The following is a 20,528-nucleotide window of genomic DNA, read 5'->3' on the forward strand; positions in this document are numbered from 1 at the left end:
CTTAACGGTTTTTATGCAATTATAACATCCGATGTTCATTGCTGAAACCCACTTTCGACCAAGTGGTCAATTAGGGGGACAAAAGCTACATGGGCCGGACAAAAAGAACATCGTCCAAAGACTTATATTAAGGACGGGATGCTGATTTTCTAAAGGGAAACCCCGCTATGGTTTTCTCGTTGGTCCAGACGACATGTTAATCTGTCAAATCGGACCGTTCGTCGATTCAATGAATAAGCTCTCAAAAAAAACGACGATCTTTAGATCAAAAAAATAGAAATATGGAATTTTTTTCAAATCGGATCGGGGCTAAATACAGAATGCTTTTTCTGTACCTCCTGATCTCATTCATGACCATAAAAGTTTGGGCTGGTAACAGAATATCCGAACCTCTCAGAATAGCAACCTACACCTACGGGAATAACACTAGAATGGAAAACCTACATCCTTTGGCCGATCTTATTGAAAAGATATTTGGGACCACAGTAGAGTTAAAAAGCTACAATGACATCAATGATCTCGTAGCAGCTATTACTCAAGGGAAGGTGGATATCTCATTTATCAGCACAATGGGGAGCCTGGTACTCAATAACGGACAACACAAACATTCTATGGAAGCAGTTCTGACAATGGAGGTACCTCAAAATGCATCCGTAAATTATAGAACGGCATTCGTTGTTCCACGAGAATCGGATATTGTTTCCCTGAAGGATATCAGCCGCCTCAAGGGCGTTCGACTTGCATTGGTAAGCCCCGAATCTACCTCGGGCAACCTGATTCCGAGGTCAGTATTAGCCAAGATGGGAATTAGTTCTGTTGAATCTTTTTTCGGTAAGATTGATTATGCGGGCTCGCACAGGTCAGCGCTCGAACATGTCCTTGATGGGCGTGCCGATTTGGCTGCTTTCGGGAGTTCGGAATATACGGAATATGTGAAAAAACATAGGAATCACAGTAAAATCAGACTTATCCAGCTGTCAGACCCGATTCCACTTGGACCTGTACTGTTCAATAAATCTCTTGATAAAAACTTTCAACAAGAACTAAGGCAACTATTGACATCTCTCCATATCGAGCATCCAGCGGTTTTTGCAAAAATTACAGAGGGATGGATAGAAGCGATCGGCGCAGAAAGGTTTGTCGCCATAGAGTCCAATTATTATGAAATCTATATTGATTCCAAAGACAGTAATGGGAAATAATAATACTACGTTAACGTGATTTTGGGATAAGAAAAATGAACAGAAAAAACTTTATGCTACTAAAAATCAACCTGTTTTAAACAGAGATTGTCGCCTTTAAAATTTTGCCCTTGTAGGTCGAATGCGCAAAACGTTTTGCAAAATTTTTCAGCGACGAGCTTTTGGTTACTTTTCTCAAAAAAAAAGTGACTGTCCGTCCAACAAGAGGACATTTAGGTAATTCCTTATGGATATTCTGGAGCAAGCTGACCCCTTTATACCCACTCATTTTTCATGGGTTTCTGTTTTTTGGTTTATTTGGGCTAGACCTAATCGATATATTCCAATGGCCGGTAAATCAAGACTCATGAGTCAGATAAAACAGTTTATACGATTGCACAGGGAGGATTATCCCATTAAAACAATAGCCCGTCATCTTTCCATCAGTAAAAATACTGTGAAGTCCTATCTAAAGAAGTTATCGGACCTTAACTGCAGAAAGGTCAGGAGACGACTTCCAGCCCGGGTAAAGCAACCGTTATCGATTCCAGAAAGGCCGCTTAAAACATGGTCTCTGGACTTCATGAGCGATGTACTGACCAATAAGCGCAAGTTCAGGACCCTGAATATCATTGATGATTTTAATAAACAGGCCATCGCTATTGAGGTTGCGCACAGTATGCCAGCAAACAAAGTAACCTATCTATTGGAACGCATCATAAAAGAGCAGGGAAAACCTTCACGTTTCCGTACGGATAACGGCCCTGAATTTATCAGTAGGGAATTTCGAGATTGGTGTGCTGGCAAAGAAATAGAGATACAGTACATTCAACCAGGCAGGCCGATGCAAAACGGTTACATTGAACGTTTCAACCGCACGTTTCGGGAAAGTATCCTTGATGCCTACCTCTTTGAAGATACACAGCAAGTACAGATACTTGCAGAAGAATGGATTCAGGATTACAACTACAGAAGACCACATGAGTCATTGGGAGGAAAGACACTAATGGAATACGATGCCCTGCCGGCGGCATGTTATCAATAGGTCAACTTTAAAAAAGATTGACCTATTGATAACAACTATTTTTAAATTTGAAAACTCGCCTGGATGCCAGTCTGAAAATAGGGAGGGTTACAGCCTGACCGCTAACGTTTCGGGGCTTTGCGAAGGAACAGATTAGAAAGGTCGAATTTTCAACTTTGCACCAACGTTAACAAAACCAATGTGTTTGTTTCGTAACTCAAATAAATTTCACAATAAAATATCAGTTGAAATAACTATTTACTCCTTTAAACTTCTGTATTTGCTTATAAAAAACTTAGATTCAATTCTAAAGGCCATCATTCCTACTGATTATTGACAAATTTAGTTGTGCAACAGCCACCGATGTTGCGTGTCAGGAATTTTTCATTGTAGTTTGTATTCTATCAATTTGTTTTAAATGTCTGATAATATGATTGATGAAAAATTGAAAAGTGTCACCTAATTTTAGCTTGATTAAACTTGAAATTGACGTTTGAATTTTGACTTTATTTAGACTCACGTTTCTCGACTGGTTCAACAAGTCTAAAAGTTTAATTTGTTGATTTATGAATTTGTCAATAACACTTTTGTCAAGATTCGCATTTAGTGGATTTTTGTCTTTAAATGTTTTCATTTTATTCAACTTTCCTCTCGGCAACATACTTTTTGAAAAATAATTCCCTAAAACTCCATTCTTAAATTCAGGTTCATTTTTAGTTATTGAATTTTTGATTTTATTTTCTATTTGCGGTAGATAAAAGTCGCCATATAGGTTCAAATGCTCCAAACATTCTAAAATACTCCACGTAATTTCTGTTTCTTTCCACGTTAACGTATTCAAATCATAGCATTTCAGGTTTTCAGCTTTGTTGATGATCTGTTTCGTTTGTTCTGAAAGTGTTTGTATTAATTTCTCTGATTGCATAACTTTAACTTTTATCCAAAGTTCCAAAAACTATTTTTCTTAATCCTTGATTGAAGTCAAGACTTTTTTAATCTTGATAAAGTTTCTGCACTCATTCTCAAATAATTTGCAATATGTTTATTTGGGATTTCTTGAAAAAGTTGTGGGCTTCGTTTTAAAACTCTTTCATATCTTTCTCGTGGCGAATTTGTCAGAATATCGATCTCACGTTCCATTTGCTGGATAACCAGGTTTTCTAAAATTTTTATCCAAAGTTTTTGATTGTTTTCGTTTTTTAAATATTTGTCAATTTGTTCTTTGGTAACAACTTTTACAATCGTCTTTTTAATCGCTTGAATATATAAATCAGAAGGTTTTCCTGTCAAAAAAGAATCTAACGAAATGATTAAATTTTCTTTGTAACCAAAACGAATTATTTGCTCTTCGTGTTCATCTAATACAAAAATCCTTAAACTTCCGCTTTCGATAAAATATAAATTGGTGTCAACGCTGCCTTTTACCTTCAGAAACCCCCTTCTGTCAATTGTCATTTTTTTTTTCGAAAGTTCAATAATTTCTTTCATTTGTACATGGTTAGGGGTTCCTATATATCTATTGTAGCCAACAGGCACAGCTACGGATTACTAAAAAAATGTTTTATAAAACGTTAATATACAAAAACTTCGTCAATCCGTTTCTATTTGCATGTTAAAATCTCAATTAAAGTCATTACATTCTTGACTAAGCAATTGCAGCTATAACATATATCAAATCAATGAGTAACTCAGGGAAAGGTGTATTTGTAAAATATTGATAATAGGACTGTTTCTCATCAAGATTTGCCAGAATTTTATCTTTAACTTTCTTTAAATGCCCCTAGTTGAACGCAATCAGACTGACAAAGGCATCATTCTTTATTCTTCCTGCCTCCTGCGAATACAAATCCTTAAACTTATTATACTCATCTATTGCCAATTGATGCTTTTCTTTTTTACCTCTTATTGTTTCATTGCCATTGATTTCGTCTATAATAGTTGATAGTTTTGCGATTTCTGCAGCTATTTTAGCATTATCACCAACTTCGAAAAATATAGCATTAATATGCTCATCATATATCTAGCGACGATTATATTTCACATATTCGGCATTAAATACTGCTGCCTTGTTAGGAAATTCTGAGTGACTTGTCTGTTCAAAAACACCTTGATTAATTCGGTTAACTATTACAAGATATTATTCAAGTAAAAGCGGTTCATTAGAACGAATTTTCTTTTTTACAATCCACCCTCACCACCACTTTAAAGTAAAGGTCAAGCAATCGCACAATCACCTTCAGCTATTTAAGCTTAATCGTAAGCAGAGCGACACAACCAATTTCAGAATCCAATATTGACTAATATAAATATGTAATCTCTCATAAACATCAAGTTACAATTGCTAATATTAATATACAATAGCTGATAAAATAAGGCATTAGCGGCTTAAACTTTTCTCAAGATGAGATAAAAAAAACCAAATAATATACAAGGTATGATAGTGGTTATATATTCTAACAAATATGGATTACTAAGACTATTATACCTCTCATTAATTATCTATACCAAACTAAGGAGTTTAGAAAATTACTAAACCCCATTTAATGCAGCTAGAGGAAAATTATATTAAAGTTGATTGGTTAGAAATTGAAAAATTTTGTCCAGATGAATACCGATTCTTTAGATTTTATTTCGAAAGCAATGTGAAGGGTAATGAATAATAATATACTCCTCTTAACAACTGTTAGAAAAGTAAATAGGAGGCCTTAAGAGGCTGTATAAATTTTTTAAAATTAACTGCATAAATAATAGAATAAATAGGGATTTCGCTTTTAACATGTGATTCCCCCATCGGAGGCAAATATTGGCAGCCTCAGGTTTTAACCCGGAGCGAAAAGGCAACAAGACCATCGGTTTTGGCAAGTGTTTTTGTAACGCATCAAACAAAAATAATGACAAAACAATCATTAAAGTTTAAAAGCGAAATCCCTGATAGAATAAATAACCTCCATGGTTTTTTAATAAAAGTCACTATCTTTATCTAATAACAATTGCAGCTAAAACTTATGTCAAACCAGTGAGTCATTCGATGAGTAGGAAAACTAGAGGTTTGTAAATTACTGATAAATAGATTAATGTAAGTAGGGTTCGATTCCCCTACGGGCTACGGAAAAATGCTCAGCGAAAGCTGAGCATTTTTAGTATATAGTAGTTGAGACCGCTTCGCTATTAGATGTGAGATATGAGATTTGAGATAGAAAAGGTTGGTTATTAAAGTCGGTGGTAATAGACAATCATAGTGGTTTTCTTGGGTAATAAAAAGCGCGATTCTTTCATTTAGGATCCATATTGGACATTTTAATTTTTTAGTAAATTTGGTAAAAGTGTTCTGAAGATGTTCTGATATGGAAAACAAAATAAAAATTGATAGGCGTAGTAAGCAAGCAAAAGTATTCTACGAATATCTTAGAACACTTCCTTAAGTTGAGATTGAAGAATCACGTTTCAATAAGGATACTGAGAAGGTAATAGAAAAGGCTAAGACAGGAAAGGTGAGCAAAATTAGCCTTGAAGATTTTAGGAAAGAACTTTATACTTAATGTTCCGAATTGATATTAGGTAATTCTCGGTAAAGAATAAATAGCACAAGTTTATAGGTAATAAAAAATAAACGAAGTGTTTTGGCATCAGGCTTCTGTTGGATATTCTGTATATTTACATTAAACAATTCTGTAAAAAGTGCATGAAAAAAAGGAAGATGACAGTGGTTGTTAATCAAGTAAAAAAAGAAGAAGAAGACCTACTGGATATTGAGTTTTGGTTAAGTCGTCCTGCTTCAGAAAGGATAGCTGAAGTGACAAGATTACGTAAGGCATATTATACCTGGTTGCTTGGAAGCTATCCCCAACACTTGGAAAAGGTAATCACAAAACGTAAGAATGTTATTTGACCAAGATTTTATAGACTTCATCGATCTTCATAACCATTTTCACCTAATATTAACCATTTCCTTTTTACCTATTAGATATAATTGTAAAAGAAGACCTAAATCATTTTAATTATTTCGGCTTTCCATTGATATAATCTGACAAAATGCTGCTGTGAACAGTTGGGAAGTCTAATTTGATATTGCTTATACTGATTCCGCTATCGTAGGCCTTTTTCACTTTCGATCTATTTTCTGTTAGCTTATCGTTATTTGGCTTTTCCCCAAAAAGTTGGAAATAATTAATAGGACCTTGATTGGATAGGGTGATAATTTTCTTCCCTGCATAATTAACATCGTAGCTAATAACGTGGAATCTAATTTCCTTTTCTGCTTCTTGAATAATTTTTGCTGGAATGCTGCTTACCGGTATTATTTTACCATCCTTCGCAATTACTTTAACAATTTTTACATTGTTGTAATTAGAATTGAGATTTAATGATGCTCCCGAAGAATAATTCTCTTGATAAGTTGCTTTTATTTCCAATACAATGTCGACCGTATGAAGTCGGTTGTAATTGTTCTCTGTTGGTTTGGGATGCACCCATTGAACAGGACCTTTAAAGATCGTTTTTTGAGCAAATGCCTGGCCGAAAAAGAATAGTAAAATCAAAAATAAGTAGATCCTTTTCATATTCTCATTAATTAGTTAATAATGAATTGAAGTTAAGGCCATTCCATTCGTTTTAAAATAACTACTTCTCGTTATTTTGCGCACTAATTTATACCCCTTAATTGACATTAATAATTCTTTTTAATGTGGACAAAAACAACTAGAGATTTAAAAATTTCCTTTGCGACACCTTTCGGTTTCATTAAAGCAATATTAGTTAGTACTAGTTTTTATTCTTTCTTTTTACTTGTTGTTGAACATGGAAATTTGATTTTTTTGAAATCAAAAGCATTATTTTTTTGCAGATAAAAGAGAGAAAAATATCATCCTCCGGAAGCATACTACATCGTTTTCGTATGTTACGCAATCGATTGATAACCGAATGTAACGTCTTTTTAAGACAAATATTGTACATAATTGTAGCGTGATAGAACCTAAATTCTGAAAGAGCTTCTCTCTCGGAGTTTATGCCAAATTATGAAACCATACTAAAGAAATTTTACATGAAACAGTTGTACACGCAATTCTTTATTGTGTTTGTCTGGTTACTACCTAGCCAAGTTATGGCAAGGGGTGAATCTGTTGGCTTTGGTGTATTTAAAGATTCCTTTGATACACGATCCTTTAGTCAAAAAGACACAAATGAAAATCCGAACGCTCTCAACGTCATCAAAATCGGAAATACCAAATTCAAACTCAGTAATGATTCAGTTGCGGTAAAAGAATTATCTAAATATCCATTGACATCGCTTCAACAGGTATTAAAAGGGACTTCTTCTGGTGTATATGTTCAACAATCGTCTGGTGAACCCGGTACGATTAAAGAAAATATGACCATACGAGGAATTAGCCGTCCTATATTGAATGCGAAAAACTTCAGCGATAATAAGCCTTTGGTTGTTGTAAATGGTATTCCTTTGATTGAGGATCCTAATCTGGTTTATGATATTCAGAACAGTGAGAACACTCCTGTTGGAACAGCAACGAATATCTTTTCACTAATGGATTTGGACAACATCGAGTCGATTCATGTTTTAAAGGATCCGAGTACAACCGCAATTTATGGACCTCGTGCAGCTAACGGAGTGATCTATGTGACCACTAAAAATGCAAGATCGGGTGAACGTAGAATTTCTATCAATGGTTATACTGGATTTGCCACTCCGCCTAGTTTATATACGATAAATGCTGAATTTGAACGCGATTTCCGTCAGCCATTTTACGATCAGTATGCTACTGAGGCACAGAAAGCAGCTTACCCTAGTTACCTGAGTGATTCTTCAAATGTTAATTACTATGGACCTTCAAACTGGGTGGAAGAATATTATAAGACGACACCAATCTATTCTGTCAATGGTAGTTTAGAAGGTGGTGGCGATCGTTCTAACTTCCGTTTCTTCGCCAACCATATGAAAAATGCCAACTCGGCAGATGATACGAAGCTAAAGCGTTATATGGGATCCTTTTATATCAACATGATTCCTACGACTTGGTTAAAATTATCTGGAAATATTCAACTTGGACGTTTGGAGCGTGGTAGAAATAGATCCTTAACAGAGCGTTTCTCGGAAACTAACTTTGTACCGGATTTAAGTACACCATTTGCACCAAATAAATCGCTTTACGGCCAATACCTAAACGAGTATGATAAAAAGTCCTTTGATGATAATATCAATACCTCGCTTTTAGGTCTTTTCTCTTTAGACTTCAGATTGGCTAAAGACTTGAATTTCATGTCTAGAATCAGCATGGATTACAATGAAAATCGTAGAGATTTATTCTGGCCTTCTACTTTAATGACCTATAATAATTATGCTTCTAATTACTTCGGTTATAACGAACGTTTGTCATTTGACAATGTCGTAAATTACCGTAAAGAGCTAGGTGAAGGGTCAATCCTCTTAGAAGGTGGTTTTTCTGTTCAAGCAGATAAACAGAAATACAATTATATCCAAGCGTATAGAGGACCTAACGATTATATTAAAATCAATAAGGTAAGTGGTGATAAAAATAAAGCCGAATACTTACAATCTATTGGTTTTATTCCATACCTCTATACTGACAAGACGCAGCATCGCTTAATTTCAGGATTCCTAAAGGGGACCTACAGTCACAATTCAGGATTTGATGTTTCAGCTTTGTTCCGTCGCGATGGTTCATCACTATACCAAGCTTCTAAGCGTTGGTTTAATTCCTTTGCATTTGATGCCAAATACGATATAAATAAGCTGATTGGTTCAGATGGTTTTGATTATTTAAAAGCTAGTGCTTCCTATGGCCGAATGGGTAATTTACCATTGAGCGATATGGAAGCCGCTGGCTTACAATATTCTTCATCTTTGGGTTGGGATGGCAATAAAGCTGTTCTTTCTTATAACGGAATCGGAACGATCAGTAGACCGTATTCTTTTGGTTGGGTTGGATATGATATCCCATGGTCTTACCAAGATGTTATTAATCTTGGCTTAAGCCTTAAAACTAAAAGTAACTTCGGTGCTAATATCGAGTACTATCAAAAACAATCACACAATGTATTATTCCCAATTCCAACTGTAGCCGAGTCAGGATATAAGTTTGAATACTCTACAGGTATGGCTGTTAAGAATAACGGGGTTGATTTAACATTGAATTACAGCTTGCCAACTGATGAGAATAAGTTTGGCTGGAACTCCTCATTTAACATTTCTTACAATACCAATAAATTGACAAAACTCCCTAAAGGATTTGATGAATTGGTAGTAGGAAGAAACAAGTTAAAAGTTGGAGAGCGTGTTGATGCGTATTGGTTATTGGAAAACCAAGGTATTTACAAAAATGACCTTGATGTTCCAGTTCGCGCCAATGACTATAAGATCATGACCTATAACGGGGTTGATATGAAAGGTGGAGATCCACGTTGGTTAGATCGAAACAATGACTTTGATATCAATAACGATGACCGCAAGTTAATGGGTAATATCTTACCGAAATGGACAGGTGGATTCATGAACCAGTTTACCTATAAGAATTTCGATTTGTCTTTCTTATTGTACTTCAACATGAAACGTGATATCCTTAATCAAAATGCTGCTCGTTATTATGATTTCGTGAATGTTTCGGAGTCTACTTCGCTAGCAGGTGTTCGTGAGATTACTTACTGGGAGAAACATTTTGATACCGATAAATATCCTTTATACAATCCTTGGTCTTCGGTATCACCTTATCAGGTGGAGCAAGACATGTTTTTAGAAGATGGTTCTTTCTTGAAATTGAAAAACTTGTCTTTGGGATATGATCTAACCAAGGTCTTGAATAATAAAAAAGTTCAACGAGCTTATGTCTATGTAACTGGATCCAATTTATTGACCATTACCAAATACTCCGGTCGTGATCCAGAATTAGTGAATTATTATGGGTATGACACAGGTGCAGGTTTAGGCTTGGACAAAACATTCACCCTAGGTTTTAAACTTGATTTTTAAGAAGATGATGCGCTGTTTAAAAAATTGGAAACGTAGTGGTATTGCTATCGTTTTAACAGGAAGCTTAATGCTTTCTACGGTAAGCTGCGATAAGTTTTTGGATGTTGAATCCAATCATATTGTGAATGAATCGAACAAATGGAAAGATATTAACGATATCCGAAGCTCCTTATTGGGTGTCTACGGCTTACTTCGTACGGCATTAGCAGAAAAGAATGCACACTGGATGTACGGAGAGTTGAGAAGTGGAGATTTTCAATCTGTCTCTCGTCGTGACTTACAAAACATCATAGATGGCGAGTTGAATACTTCGTATGACTTGCTTACAAACATGTCCGACTGGAGAAGATTCTATGCGGTTATTAATGCTGCCAATTTGTTTATTGAACGCTCAGCAGAAGTTATTGAGCACGATTCGCAATATACAACCATCAATAATCAAGCTGATATTGCTCAAATGAAGGTCATCAAAGGCTTTGTGTACTACCTTTTAGCACGTACTTGGGGTGATGTACCAATTTGGGATAAAGCTTATGAAGGAACATTCCCAAAGATCAAAGCTAGTAGCGTAAATGAGGTCCTAACCTATGCAGAGAAACAAATCCTATCGGTTAAAGATGCATTGCCTTATCAATATGGTGTATCTACCGATCCAGTTCTACCAATGGACAGGTATTTAGGCTTTAGTTCTTCAAAATGGAATGGGGTTTTATTTAACCGCCTTGCGGCATATGCGGTTTTAGCTCACATCAATGCTTTTGAAGGTAACTATTTAGAAACCGTATTTTATGCGGATTTCGTTATGGCAAATGCTGCTAAAGCTAACTTGACCCAAAATGATCTAAATACACTAACAGGAACTACCAACACCGGATTTTATTTTGGAAACCGTGCGGCACATTTACTTGCTTTCCCTTTCCCGAATGGATCAAACGAAGGAACACAAGAAGGGCATATCGAAAGTTTAACATTAGCAGCACCTCTAGTTTCAAAGCCAACCCCAGATATGTTTATCCCGGTGGAAAAGATCGTAAGTATTTTCAATGAGCCAGGCGATAACCGCTTCAATATCGATAACACTGGTAAAGTTACTACACGTTACTTCTCTGAGTTCGGAGGTGTAAGACCTATTTTCTCTAAGATTAGAATGATACGTACTGGTACTTCAGGCACAGATGGTTCGATTCCTTTGTACACCTCTACCATGGTGTTTACTCGCTATGAAGAGATCAATTTGCTTCGTGCGGAAGGCTATGCTGCCTTAGGTCAAATAGACCAAGCAAGAGCAATTGTTAATCAGAACAGAAAAAATAGAGGCTTAACAGACTTGAATCCTGCTGAAAACATTGTGGATGCTGTATTCAATGAGCGACACAAAGAACTGATGGGTGAAGGATGGAGATGGTTCGACTTAATTCGTTATCAAAAAATTAAGAACAATAACCCAGAATTCTTAAGCCTTATCAATAGTAAAGGAATTTTCTGGCCTGTGAATAAACAGGTGTTATCAGCAAATGACCAATTAGAACAAAACCCTTTCTGGAAATAATATGAAACAGATAAAATCACTACTCGTTTACACGGCCGCTCTGGTACTTCTAATGAGCAGCTGCAGCAAATATGATGGCTATTTCGATTATGAAAATACAGAGAAGGTATTTCAAGGAACTAGCATTAATTATCTAGAGTCCAAAAAAGGCACATTTGACTCCCTTTTATTGGCTTTAAACAGATTGCCAGAGTTGAAACAAGCATTGAATGATCAGGAGCTTACCTTCTTTGCACCAACCAATGCTTCTTTTCAAATCGCTATCAATAATTTAAATCTTGTTCGTAGCAATCAGGGCAAAAGTAAGCTGTATATACAGAACTTAAGTCTTGTTGAATTAGATACCTTAATGACCAAATATATGGTTAAGGGTATTGTTCCTACAGATTCCATGAACCGTATTGACGGTCTATTCGTAGAGACTTATAAAATTTCACACCCTATGCATGCACAGCGTATCAAAGAAGATGCAAGTGGTTTTGTAAGCGGAGGTATGGAATTGGTTTATTACAGCGACACGAAAGACAACAATTTCATCTCACAGTGGAATCGTATAGCCTCCCAAGCTGTAAATATTTATACCACAACTGGTATTGTTCATGTTTTGGGGAGTAAGCATGAATTTGGATTCGGGGATTTCTTAACTAGAATGAATAAGTAACATGAAAAGCGTAAAGAAATTATTTATAGGCCTGGCTTTACTAGCCCTTAGCTTACCAGCTTTGCAAAGCTGTAAGAAATATTGGCCAACAGAAAACGATGCTTTCAATTTGGATATGAATTTTTCTGTAACAGAGTTTAAACCTATCCTTGGTCGTAATACCTACTATACAAATGTATTCAATGACAACCAATCAACTTTGCCATTGACCTTCCGTGTGCTGAATTTACGTTCTTTTGATGGTGATCCTGTTCCTGAGTTACTGAAGTTATTTCCAGTGCGTATTTGGACTAAACCATATACAGGTCTTGAGAAGAGCCTAGATGAAATCTATGCGAAGACAGATACGATTATGCGTCCTATCTGGGAAATCGGAAAACACTCTGGAGCATTTACCATGTGGGATGTTGCCGGATCTGACTTGATCAAGACAGAGCCTGATTCGTGTTACCTTTTTGATGTTGAAGTGAGCAACAATGGCGGACGCCGTTATTTCCGCAATCTGAAGTTAAAACCTCAGGTAGAAATGGCATCAGAAATCAGTACTGGATTTTCGGTTAATATCCTTGGCGATTCTACTCGTCAGAATATTAACGATATCAGATATTGGGTGAATCGTAAGGGAGATGGAAACAGTATAACCTTTAAATTCTTAGACCCTAAATTAAAACCGATTAAGCTTTCCAAATTCAATGATATGAAAACCGAAGATTGGAAAAAATTAATCCATGGTTTTAATATGAAGTTCGCTTCGGATTCAAGTTCCGTGACTTATGATGTTGCTTACCCAATTCCTTTGGTGCCAACTTTAAAAACAGATTACAACGATGGTAGTTTAGCATCTTCTAGTTTCTTATATAGCCGAACTGCTTTCGGTGGCACAAGAACGACCTCGATTTTATCATTAAGATACAGAATTTTCCAACAAGGAGATTGGGAAATAGTAGTGTATTTCCCAACCGAGGCACCATTATTTAAAAACGATTAACCTAAGTTGAAATGAAAAGATATATACTAACCATATATTTAGTCCTATTTTCCTTATTGACCTTTGCTCAAAGTTCAGTAACGATTACTGGTACTGTAACGGATGCGGTGAGTAAAAAGCCCCTAGAGAGTGTAAGTGTAAGATCAGCAAAAACCAATAAGTCCCTTGGGGTTACTCAAGCAAATGGTACTTATAGTATTACGACAACTTCTGATGATATTTTAAGTTTCACTTATGCAGGTTATGAAAAAAGCACTGTAAATCTCGCTGGAAGAACAAGTCGTACTGTCAATGTATCCTTAAAAGAAGCAAATAATTTCATTGAGGATATTGTTGTACAGGGTTTTACAAAACGTTCCAGAAAAACCTTAACAGGATCATCCATCAATATCAGTGGTAAAGACTTACAAGAAAATCCGGTTCCCAATTTAAATGAACTCCTTCAAGGTAAGGTTGCGGGTCTGAATATTCAGATGAACAATGGTACTCCTGGTGTTCGTGGATCGGTATTCATGCGTGGTCTTTCCAACTTGTCTATTCAAGGTACAGGGGTAGACTCTTATTTGACACCAACTTCACCATTATATATTGTTGATGGTGTTCGTGTAGATGATAACACCAACTTCGAATATGGTTTTGCAAGTGCTGGTACAGGGATTAGTCCATTATCACTTATTCCACCTGAAGATGTGGAATCGGTGGATATCTTGAAAGATGCGGCTTCAACAGCATTATACGGTTCTCGTGGTGCTTATGGGGTAATTATTATTACCACCAAGCGTGGTAAATCTCAAGTGCCGGTAATTCAATATACTACCAATCAGTTCCTTTCTGTACCACCACAATTACGTGATGTATTAGGTGGTAGACAAGAGCGTTTGTTGCGTATGAACCAAGTATTGAATTATTCGGATAGCTACTGGAAAGGTCGTGATGATTTAAATCAACAGCAGATTCTAACGGATAGTTTGAACCCTTATTTTAACAATTCTACCAATTGGCAGGCGGTTTTTATGAAACCTACCTATAACCAATCGCATAACGTTTCTGCTTCTGGTGGTGATACCCGTTTTAATTATAAAATCAACGGAAACTATTACAAGGAGAAAGGTATTATTCAAAATACAGGATTCAACCGTTATACCATGGATATGAATTCACAGTTTCAGCCGAACGATCGTTTTAGAATGTTCGCTTCGATGTCTGGTAAATTTGGTGAACAACAAACAGGATCGGGTACATCCGTAACGCAGGGTGGTGTTGCCTCAGCTTCATCAGCTTCTTCTCTATTACCTTCTCCAGAACAAGGTTTTGTAACAGGTGATCTAGTATCTGCTTTAGATGGCCGTAACGATAACCGTAGCACTAACTTGGTTGGTATGTTAGAACTAGAGTTTGAGATTCTGAAAGATTTCCGTTTCAAAAATACTTTCTCCTACAATTACTCAACCGATCGTACAGACTCCTATACACCGGCTATTGCGAATAACAACACCTCGAAATTCTATAATTTTGATGGTCAGCGCAATACGTTAAATAACATGTCTTTCTTATCTTACTTTAAGCAAGTGAATAAGCATAACTTCAGTTCCTACCTCTTCAATGAGCTAGACATGAAGAATTACTTAGCAAAAGCATATTTGAAGACAGGATTCCCGAATGATCAGTTAGAGGGTCCATTTGGTTATGCAAGTTCTAAAGGTGGAGCAATCTCCCTAGAAGATTACCGCAGTGCGGGTTTTGGGGCAACCTTTGCCTACAACTATGACCTAAAATATGTGTTGGATCTTTCCTACCGTATTGACAAAACATCTACTATCGGTCCTGAGCAACCTTGGGTTAAGAATCCTGCTGTTTCTGTTCGTTGGAATATGGAGAACGAGCCATTCTTAGAAAATGTAGATTGGATTGGAAACTTAGCACTTCGGGGTTCTTGGGGTAAGAATATCGTTCCTACCGGTACCGTGTTTGATGCCTATGGTAAATACATTTATACAGGTTATTTCAATAACCAACCTACCATTGGATTTAACTGGGGTCAAATGCCAAACCAAGCTTTAAAACCTTCAACTACGACATCCTTTAGTGCTGCAGTAGAAGGTGACTTCTTCGGTGGAAAATTTAATACCATCCAAGAGGTATATTACAAACAAGTGGATAATGAGTTGTTCAAAATGGCCTTAGCGGACCACAATGGCTTCGGCGAATTAAACTCCAATGATCTTGCTCACGTAACATACGGTTATGAATTTACTTTCAGCTTTAGACCATTGCCAGCTACAAGCGACTGGTCCTGGCGCTTTGAAGTAAATGGTGCTTTAAACCGTGATGTGTTAACCTTGTTACCAGCTCAAAATCGCCGTGTTTTGATATATGATGCAGTCAATAATTACCATACGCTATATATCTTAGGTAGAAATGCCCTTTCGCATGTACTTTATGATTATCGTGGTGTGTACAGCACAGACGCTGATGTACCGGTGAACCATGTTACTGGCGAACGCCTTAAAATGATCAACGGCAATAATGTTCACTACTTTGAAGGTGGCGATCCTATTTGGACAGACATAAATGGTGATTACATTATTGATGACCAAGATTTAGTGGCAAAAGGAAATGCTCAACCTCGTATAACGGGTGGTTTCTCTTCATTCTTAACCTATAAAAATTGGTCTTTGAACTTGATGTTCTCTTATGTTAAAGGTAGAGACATCATCAATGCGGCATTAGCAAACCAGCTAAACTCTTATTTCGATCCATTGATGACTTCTGATCAAGGTATTGGAGGTAAGAAAAACTCCGCTTTATTGCCATTAGACAAGTTTAATTTCTGGACGAAAGAGGGAGATGTTGCAGATTACCCTAACCCATATAGCTATTTAAGACAACAAGGTATGACGCCTTTCCGTCCGAACCAGACTTTGTTTATGGAAGATGGTTCATACTTGAAATTTAACTCAGCAACCGTACGTTATTCCATTCCTAGAGATTGGACGAAACGTTATCATATTTCTGCTATGAGCATTTATGCTACGGCAAATAATATTTACACTTTCTCTACTTATTCAGGCTTGAACCCTGAAGGAGTTACGGATATGGGCTTTGACCGTACGGACGGATATCCAAACAGACGATCGTATTCCCTTGGTCTTAATATTCAATTTTAAGCGCTCCAATTATGAAATCGATAAAAAGACATTTATTTAAGCTAGCAACAGCGACCATGCTAACATTTTCCTTCGTTAGCTGTGATAAGTTCCTCAATGTTGAACCCGTAGATAGTTTATCAGGGAATAACTTTTGGAAAGATGTGAATGATGCAGAGACATTTACTTTAGAGATATACCGTTTATTCCGCGAGTCAGCACTTTTAAAAGGCCCTTACTTCATCATGGGGGAATTAAGAAATGCTCCGGTAAGAAAAACATTATCCTACCCTAACCGTTGGGATATTCAATATGCTGCAGAAGGTAATGTTCCTAGACTAGCTTATGAGGTAAGACCTACACCTGGAACAGATGCCAACCGCTTTTGGACGTATAATGTAGAGTGGGATATTCTTGATGATTGGACTCCATTTTATAAGGTGATTCAAGGTTCAAATATCTTGTTTGAGAACATCGATCGTTTAGCGAAAAATGATCCTTCCATCTCCTCCAATATTATTCAAGCCTATCAAGCAGAAGCCGTTTACATGCGTTGTTTAAGCTATTTCTTCTTGATACGTTTATACGGGGATGTCCCTTATTACACCAATGCGAATAATTCCACACCGCTACCTCGATTAGACCATGTTCAAGTGGCTAAGAATTGTATTGCTGAGTTGGAAAAAATTAAAGACAAACTTCCTTGGACCTATGAAGAGCCAGCTAATCGAGGCGTACGTGCTATGAGAGGTTCTGTATTAGCTTTAATGATGAACTTGTATATGTGGATGGCAGGTTTCGACGAGCCTAATGAAACAAGTTATTATCAGAAGGTAGATGCCCTAGGTGATGAGCTAGTACAACAAGGAATGAACTCAGCACAAGCTTATGAGCTGATCCCATTAAATCGTATGGATGAAATCTTCCAAGGCCGTTCAAGAGAAACTTTATTCGAAATCCCAAATAGTGTCAACTACCAAGGTTTTGTATCTGCAAACTCCAGAAAAATGATTCCATTCTATGTATTGGATGGTTTCATGGTCAATTTGAATCAAGACAAAGTCAATTCTGAATTAGCCTATTCGCCAGAATACTTAAAGGAAATCTATCCTGAGGGTGTTGCTGATGGACGTAAAGGTGTATGGTTTGATGATTCCAACTGGTTATCAGGTGATGGTAAGTTCCGTTTTTACAAATTCCTAAACTTTGAATTTAAAGGAGCCAACTCCGCAGAAAACTATGGTAACTCCATTACCATCTTCCGAATGGCAGAGTCCATCTTATTACAAGCGGAGGCAAATGGTAAACTTGGAAATGAAGAAAAGGCTGCAAGTTTACTAAACCTGGTTCGTGCTCGTGCAGAAGCAACGCTTTATCCAGGAAACGGATATGACAATATCAATGAAGCGATCTATTACGAACGCTGTAAAGAATTAATGGGTGAAGGTTGGTATTTCTTCGATATCGTACGTTCGAAAAAGATTATCGACATCAAGTATGTTAGCCGTCCAATGAGTTACTCTATGTTCCAAGCTGGAGCATGGACTTGGCCAATTGACCGAAAAGCGTTGACAAACAACCCGTACATGAAGTTAAACTATTGGAATCAATAAGCATGAAAACAAACTTAACAATCTGTATACTTTTTCTAGCATCACTATTATTTGCTAGTAGTTGTAATAAAGATGGATACTTTGATGATTCAGGTGTTCATGATCCGAATTATAATGGTACCATGTTAGAGTACTTTCAAAACCATAGCAAGGATAGCACAAGCCTTTTTGATACCCTATTGAATGTGATCAAAATCGCAGGACTTGAAAATACAATTGCAAATGAAAACATTACCTTCTTTGCGCCTACGGACCCATCGATTAGATCGGCTATTAAGGAATTAAACTGGCAATTATATGCTGAAGGTAAAGATACGATTAGCAGACTCGATCAAGTTGATGCTACTGTATGGAATAAATTCCTAAGAGGATATATGATCAAAGAGAATAAAGGAATCACGGATTTCCCTCAAGTGGATACCATGGCACTAAATTCTTATGGTGGTCAATTATACCAAACATTAGATCAGGATCTTACTGTAAATATCGGTGTTGTCTATCACGATTTGAAAAATGGAGATGTAGTCATTAAATACCAAGGGCCGAGACAATTAGTTATTTCCTACATACCAGATGTCAGCAAGCCTTTGGAAAATTGGCAAACAGGTTATGTAGCAACCTCCAATATTGCTCCCAAAAATGGTCGACTACATGTCATCCGTTACTTGGGTCATTCCTTTGGATTTACTTATAGGCGATTTGCCAATGCAGCGATCGAAGCAGGCATAAAATATAATTAGTTAGGTCATGAAGAAATTATTTATATATACAAGCATCTGTTTAGCCGTACTTACAGCTTTTACAGCATGTAATAAAAAAATGAATTACGGTTCTGATCCTTATGGCGGACAGGTGGAACCACTAGGTATTAAATTCGAAGATAAACTGCCTAGCCCTAGTCAAGCAAGACCTGGAGAAGCCGTAACATATCGTGTGGAGGGAGCCAGTAAATTCCCGAATATGGAGTTTTTTGTGAACAATGTGAAAGTGACCGTTTCTACGGTTACAGATTCTACTGTGACTGTTCAACTTCCTGCCGTTATAAGTACGGGTAGTGCCAAGATTGTGGTCGATGGACAAACATTCGCTGGACCATTAACACCTATTTTAGGGAAAGTCAGTATCGACCCAACTTTTAATCCTGGAACCGGAGCTAACGGTCTAATCACTAAAATCGTTCGCCTGAAGAATAATCAAATCTTTATTGGTGGATATTTTACGGATTATAACGGTAATAAATCTTTAGCAGATATTAATGGTATCGCAAGAATTAACTCGACTGGAGAATTCGTTACTGGAATGGGCTTTGGTAAAGGAGCACAAGAAGGTTCTGCTGCTGGACTTGTAAATGGAATTGAAGAACTTTCTGACGGTAAATTGTTGATTTATGGAACATTCAATTCTTACGACTCCAATGCTAATGTGAAGAATATTACGGTATTGAACTCCACTGGTTCCTTGTATAAAGAATCTGTTTCCATTCTAAACTTAACAGAAGATCCAGCGAATAGCACCATGCTTGTACCCGCTTTTAACGGTGGAGCAGACAGAACAATTTCCAAGGTATTTGTTAGAAACTCAAAAGTAACTGCTATTGGAAACTTTTCGCAGTTTACCAGTAATTATTACGAGCGTTCAACCTACAACAGTATCCTACGCGATTATTTTGAATTTAAAAACATCTTTCGCATGAATATGGATGGAAGCTTAGACTCCACCTTTTTGGTCAATCACAGCTCCTATCCTAAACGTGGTAGTTTTGGTGTAAATGGTTTTGTAAATGACGGTTACATGGATGCCAATGGAAAAATTATCCTAGCAGGTGCCTTCACTCGCTTTAACAACGCTGTAAATGCAACCAACATTTTGCGCCTAAATGCAGATGGTAGTTTTGATAATTCATTTAATATAGGTGCTGGTGCTGATAAAGAAATAGCAAAAGTGATCCCATATACAAATGGACGTTACTTTTTAATCGGGTATTTCGACCGATACAATGGACAAGAAGCCAATAGGATGGTCTTAATTAATGCAGACGGAACCGTAGACCCTTCGTTTAAGGCGCTTAAGTTTACCAATGGATCACCTAATTACCTAGCAGTCCTTGAAAACGGTAAGATTTTAGTTAGTGGAAACTTTACAAATTACAACGAAGTAATACGCGAAGGTCTGATGATCTTAAACCCAGATGGTACTTTGGCAGCTAACTATAACAATACAGGTAGACTTGTTGGAAATATTTATGACTCCTACCAAGGCACCAATTCCCTAGGTCAAAAAACGATAACCTTAGTAGGGTATATCAACTCCTTTAATGGGAAATTAAATTTGGGAAATATCGTTCGATTAATTATTCAAGATTAACCT

At 36.8% G+C, this 20,528-nt stretch carries 14 protein-coding genes; 11 read left to right on the top strand and 3 right to left on the bottom strand.

Going from position 1 to position 20,528, the window contains the following annotated elements:
• The first annotated feature begins 431 nt into the window (after positions 1-431).
• Both ABD676_RS14125 and ABD676_RS14130 read left to right on the top strand, forming a co-directional pair.
• Positions 432-1,202, top strand: a complete 771-nt coding sequence (locus ABD676_RS14125) for a phosphate/phosphite/phosphonate ABC transporter substrate-binding protein (RefSeq protein ID WP_344675367.1) — start codon at positions 432-434, stop codon at positions 1,200-1,202.
• A gap of 226 nt (positions 1,203-1,428) precedes the next feature.
• Positions 1,429-2,226, top strand: a complete 798-nt coding sequence (locus tag ABD676_RS14130) for an IS3 family transposase (RefSeq protein ID WP_344675368.1) — start codon at positions 1,429-1,431, stop codon at positions 2,224-2,226.
• A 352-nt stretch (positions 2,227-2,578) separates the two neighbouring features.
• On the opposite strand, the gene ABD676_RS14135 is transcribed toward ABD676_RS14130, so the two are convergent.
• Positions 2,579-3,130: a DinB family protein gene (locus ABD676_RS14135; RefSeq protein WP_344675369.1), complete on the bottom strand. Its 552-nt coding sequence runs from the start codon at positions 3,128-3,130 to the stop codon at positions 2,579-2,581.
• Positions 3,131-3,186: 56 nt separating this feature from the next.
• Positions 3,187-3,693 (bottom strand): Crp/Fnr family transcriptional regulator, encoded by a 507-nt coding sequence (locus ABD676_RS14140; protein ID WP_344675370.1) that lies wholly within the window; start codon positions 3,691-3,693, stop codon positions 3,187-3,189.
• Between the two features lie 2,194 nt (positions 3,694-5,887).
• On the opposite strand from ABD676_RS14140, the gene ABD676_RS14145 reads away from it, so the two are divergent.
• Entirely contained in the window at positions 5,888-6,094 is a 207-nt protein-coding gene (locus ABD676_RS14145) for a hypothetical protein (protein ID WP_344675371.1), read from the top strand.
• Positions 6,095-6,203: 109 nt separating this feature from the next.
• Here the strand turns inward: ABD676_RS14145 and ABD676_RS14150 are convergent, their stop codons facing one another.
• A complete protein-coding gene (locus tag ABD676_RS14150) occupies positions 6,204-6,764 on the bottom strand; it encodes a hypothetical protein (protein WP_344675372.1) in 561 nt (186 codons plus the stop codon).
• A gap of 482 nt (positions 6,765-7,246) precedes the next feature.
• Here ABD676_RS14150 and ABD676_RS14155 point away from each other — a divergent pair, with 482 nt between their 5' ends.
• Genes ABD676_RS14155 through ABD676_RS14190 form a run of 8 tightly spaced genes read left to right on the top strand, consistent with a single transcriptional unit; the run spans position 7,247 to position 20,525 of the window.
• Complete coding sequence (locus ABD676_RS14155; RefSeq protein WP_344675373.1) at positions 7,247-10,204, top strand: SusC/RagA family TonB-linked outer membrane protein; 2,958 nt, start codon at positions 7,247-7,249, stop codon at positions 10,202-10,204.
• Positions 10,194-11,753, top strand: coding sequence for a RagB/SusD family nutrient uptake outer membrane protein (locus ABD676_RS14160; protein ID WP_344675374.1), 1,560 nt, complete (start codon positions 10,194-10,196; stop codon positions 11,751-11,753). The genes ABD676_RS14155 and ABD676_RS14160 overlap by 11 nt, the downstream gene beginning before the upstream one ends.
• A gap of 1 nt (position 11,754) precedes the next feature.
• On the top strand, positions 11,755-12,414 hold the full coding sequence (locus tag ABD676_RS14165) for a hypothetical protein (RefSeq protein WP_344675375.1): 660 nt from the start codon (positions 11,755-11,757) through the stop codon (positions 12,412-12,414).
• A 1-nt stretch (position 12,415) separates the two neighbouring features.
• Positions 12,416-13,402: a DUF5007 domain-containing protein gene (locus ABD676_RS14170; protein ID WP_344675376.1), complete on the top strand. Its 987-nt coding sequence runs from the start codon at positions 12,416-12,418 to the stop codon at positions 13,400-13,402.
• 11 nt (positions 13,403-13,413) lie between these two features.
• Positions 13,414-16,569 carry a SusC/RagA family TonB-linked outer membrane protein gene (locus tag ABD676_RS14175; RefSeq protein WP_344675377.1) on the top strand — a complete coding sequence of 1,052 codons (3,156 nt, stop codon included), beginning with the start codon at positions 13,414-13,416 and terminating at the stop codon, positions 16,567-16,569.
• An 11-nt stretch (positions 16,570-16,580) separates the two neighbouring features.
• On the top strand, positions 16,581-18,161 hold the full coding sequence (locus ABD676_RS14180; RefSeq protein ID WP_344675378.1) for a RagB/SusD family nutrient uptake outer membrane protein: 1,581 nt from the start codon (positions 16,581-16,583) through the stop codon (positions 18,159-18,161).
• 2 nt (positions 18,162-18,163) lie between these two features.
• Positions 18,164-18,901 carry a fasciclin domain-containing protein gene (locus ABD676_RS14185; protein ID WP_344675379.1) on the top strand — a complete coding sequence of 246 codons (738 nt, stop codon included), beginning with the start codon at positions 18,164-18,166 and terminating at the stop codon, positions 18,899-18,901.
• Positions 18,902-18,908: 7 nt separating this feature from the next.
• Entirely contained in the window at positions 18,909-20,525 is a 1,617-nt protein-coding gene (locus ABD676_RS14190) for a DUF5008 domain-containing protein (protein WP_344675380.1), read from the top strand.
• Positions 20,526-20,528 lie beyond the last annotated feature (3 nt).

Source organism: Sphingobacterium kyonggiense (genome assembly GCF_039536825.1).
In the GTDB taxonomy this organism is placed as follows: Bacteria; Bacteroidota; Bacteroidia; order Sphingobacteriales; family Sphingobacteriaceae; genus Sphingobacterium; species Sphingobacterium kyonggiense.

Bases quoted from the DNA above. Each gene is read 5' to 3' on its own strand.
- ABD676_RS14125 (WP_344675367.1), top strand. From the start codon at position 432: ATGGAAAACCTACATCCTTTGGCCGATCTTATTGAAAAGATATTTGGG.
- ABD676_RS14130 (WP_344675368.1), top strand. From the start codon at position 1,429: ATGGATATTCTGGAGCAAGCTGACCCCTTTATACCCACTCATTTTTCA.
- ABD676_RS14135 (WP_344675369.1), bottom strand. From the start codon at position 3,130: ATGCAATCAGAGAAATTAATACAAACACTTTCAGAACAAACGAAACAG.
- ABD676_RS14140 (WP_344675370.1), bottom strand. From the start codon at position 3,693: ATGAAAGAAATTATTGAACTTTCGAAAAAAAAAATGACAATTGACAGA.
- ABD676_RS14145 (WP_344675371.1), top strand. From the start codon at position 5,888: ATGAAAAAAAGGAAGATGACAGTGGTTGTTAATCAAGTAAAAAAAGAA.
- ABD676_RS14150 (WP_344675372.1), bottom strand. From the start codon at position 6,764: ATGAAAAGGATCTACTTATTTTTGATTTTACTATTCTTTTTCGGCCAG.
- ABD676_RS14155 (WP_344675373.1), top strand. From the start codon at position 7,247: ATGAAACAGTTGTACACGCAATTCTTTATTGTGTTTGTCTGGTTACTA.
- ABD676_RS14165 (WP_344675375.1), top strand. From the start codon at position 11,755: ATGAAACAGATAAAATCACTACTCGTTTACACGGCCGCTCTGGTACTT.
- ABD676_RS14170 (WP_344675376.1), top strand. From the start codon at position 12,416: ATGAAAAGCGTAAAGAAATTATTTATAGGCCTGGCTTTACTAGCCCTT.
- ABD676_RS14175 (WP_344675377.1), top strand. From the start codon at position 13,414: ATGAAAAGATATATACTAACCATATATTTAGTCCTATTTTCCTTATTG.
- ABD676_RS14180 (WP_344675378.1), top strand. From the start codon at position 16,581: ATGAAATCGATAAAAAGACATTTATTTAAGCTAGCAACAGCGACCATG.
- ABD676_RS14185 (WP_344675379.1), top strand. From the start codon at position 18,164: ATGAAAACAAACTTAACAATCTGTATACTTTTTCTAGCATCACTATTA.
- ABD676_RS14190 (WP_344675380.1), top strand. From the start codon at position 18,909: ATGAAGAAATTATTTATATATACAAGCATCTGTTTAGCCGTACTTACA.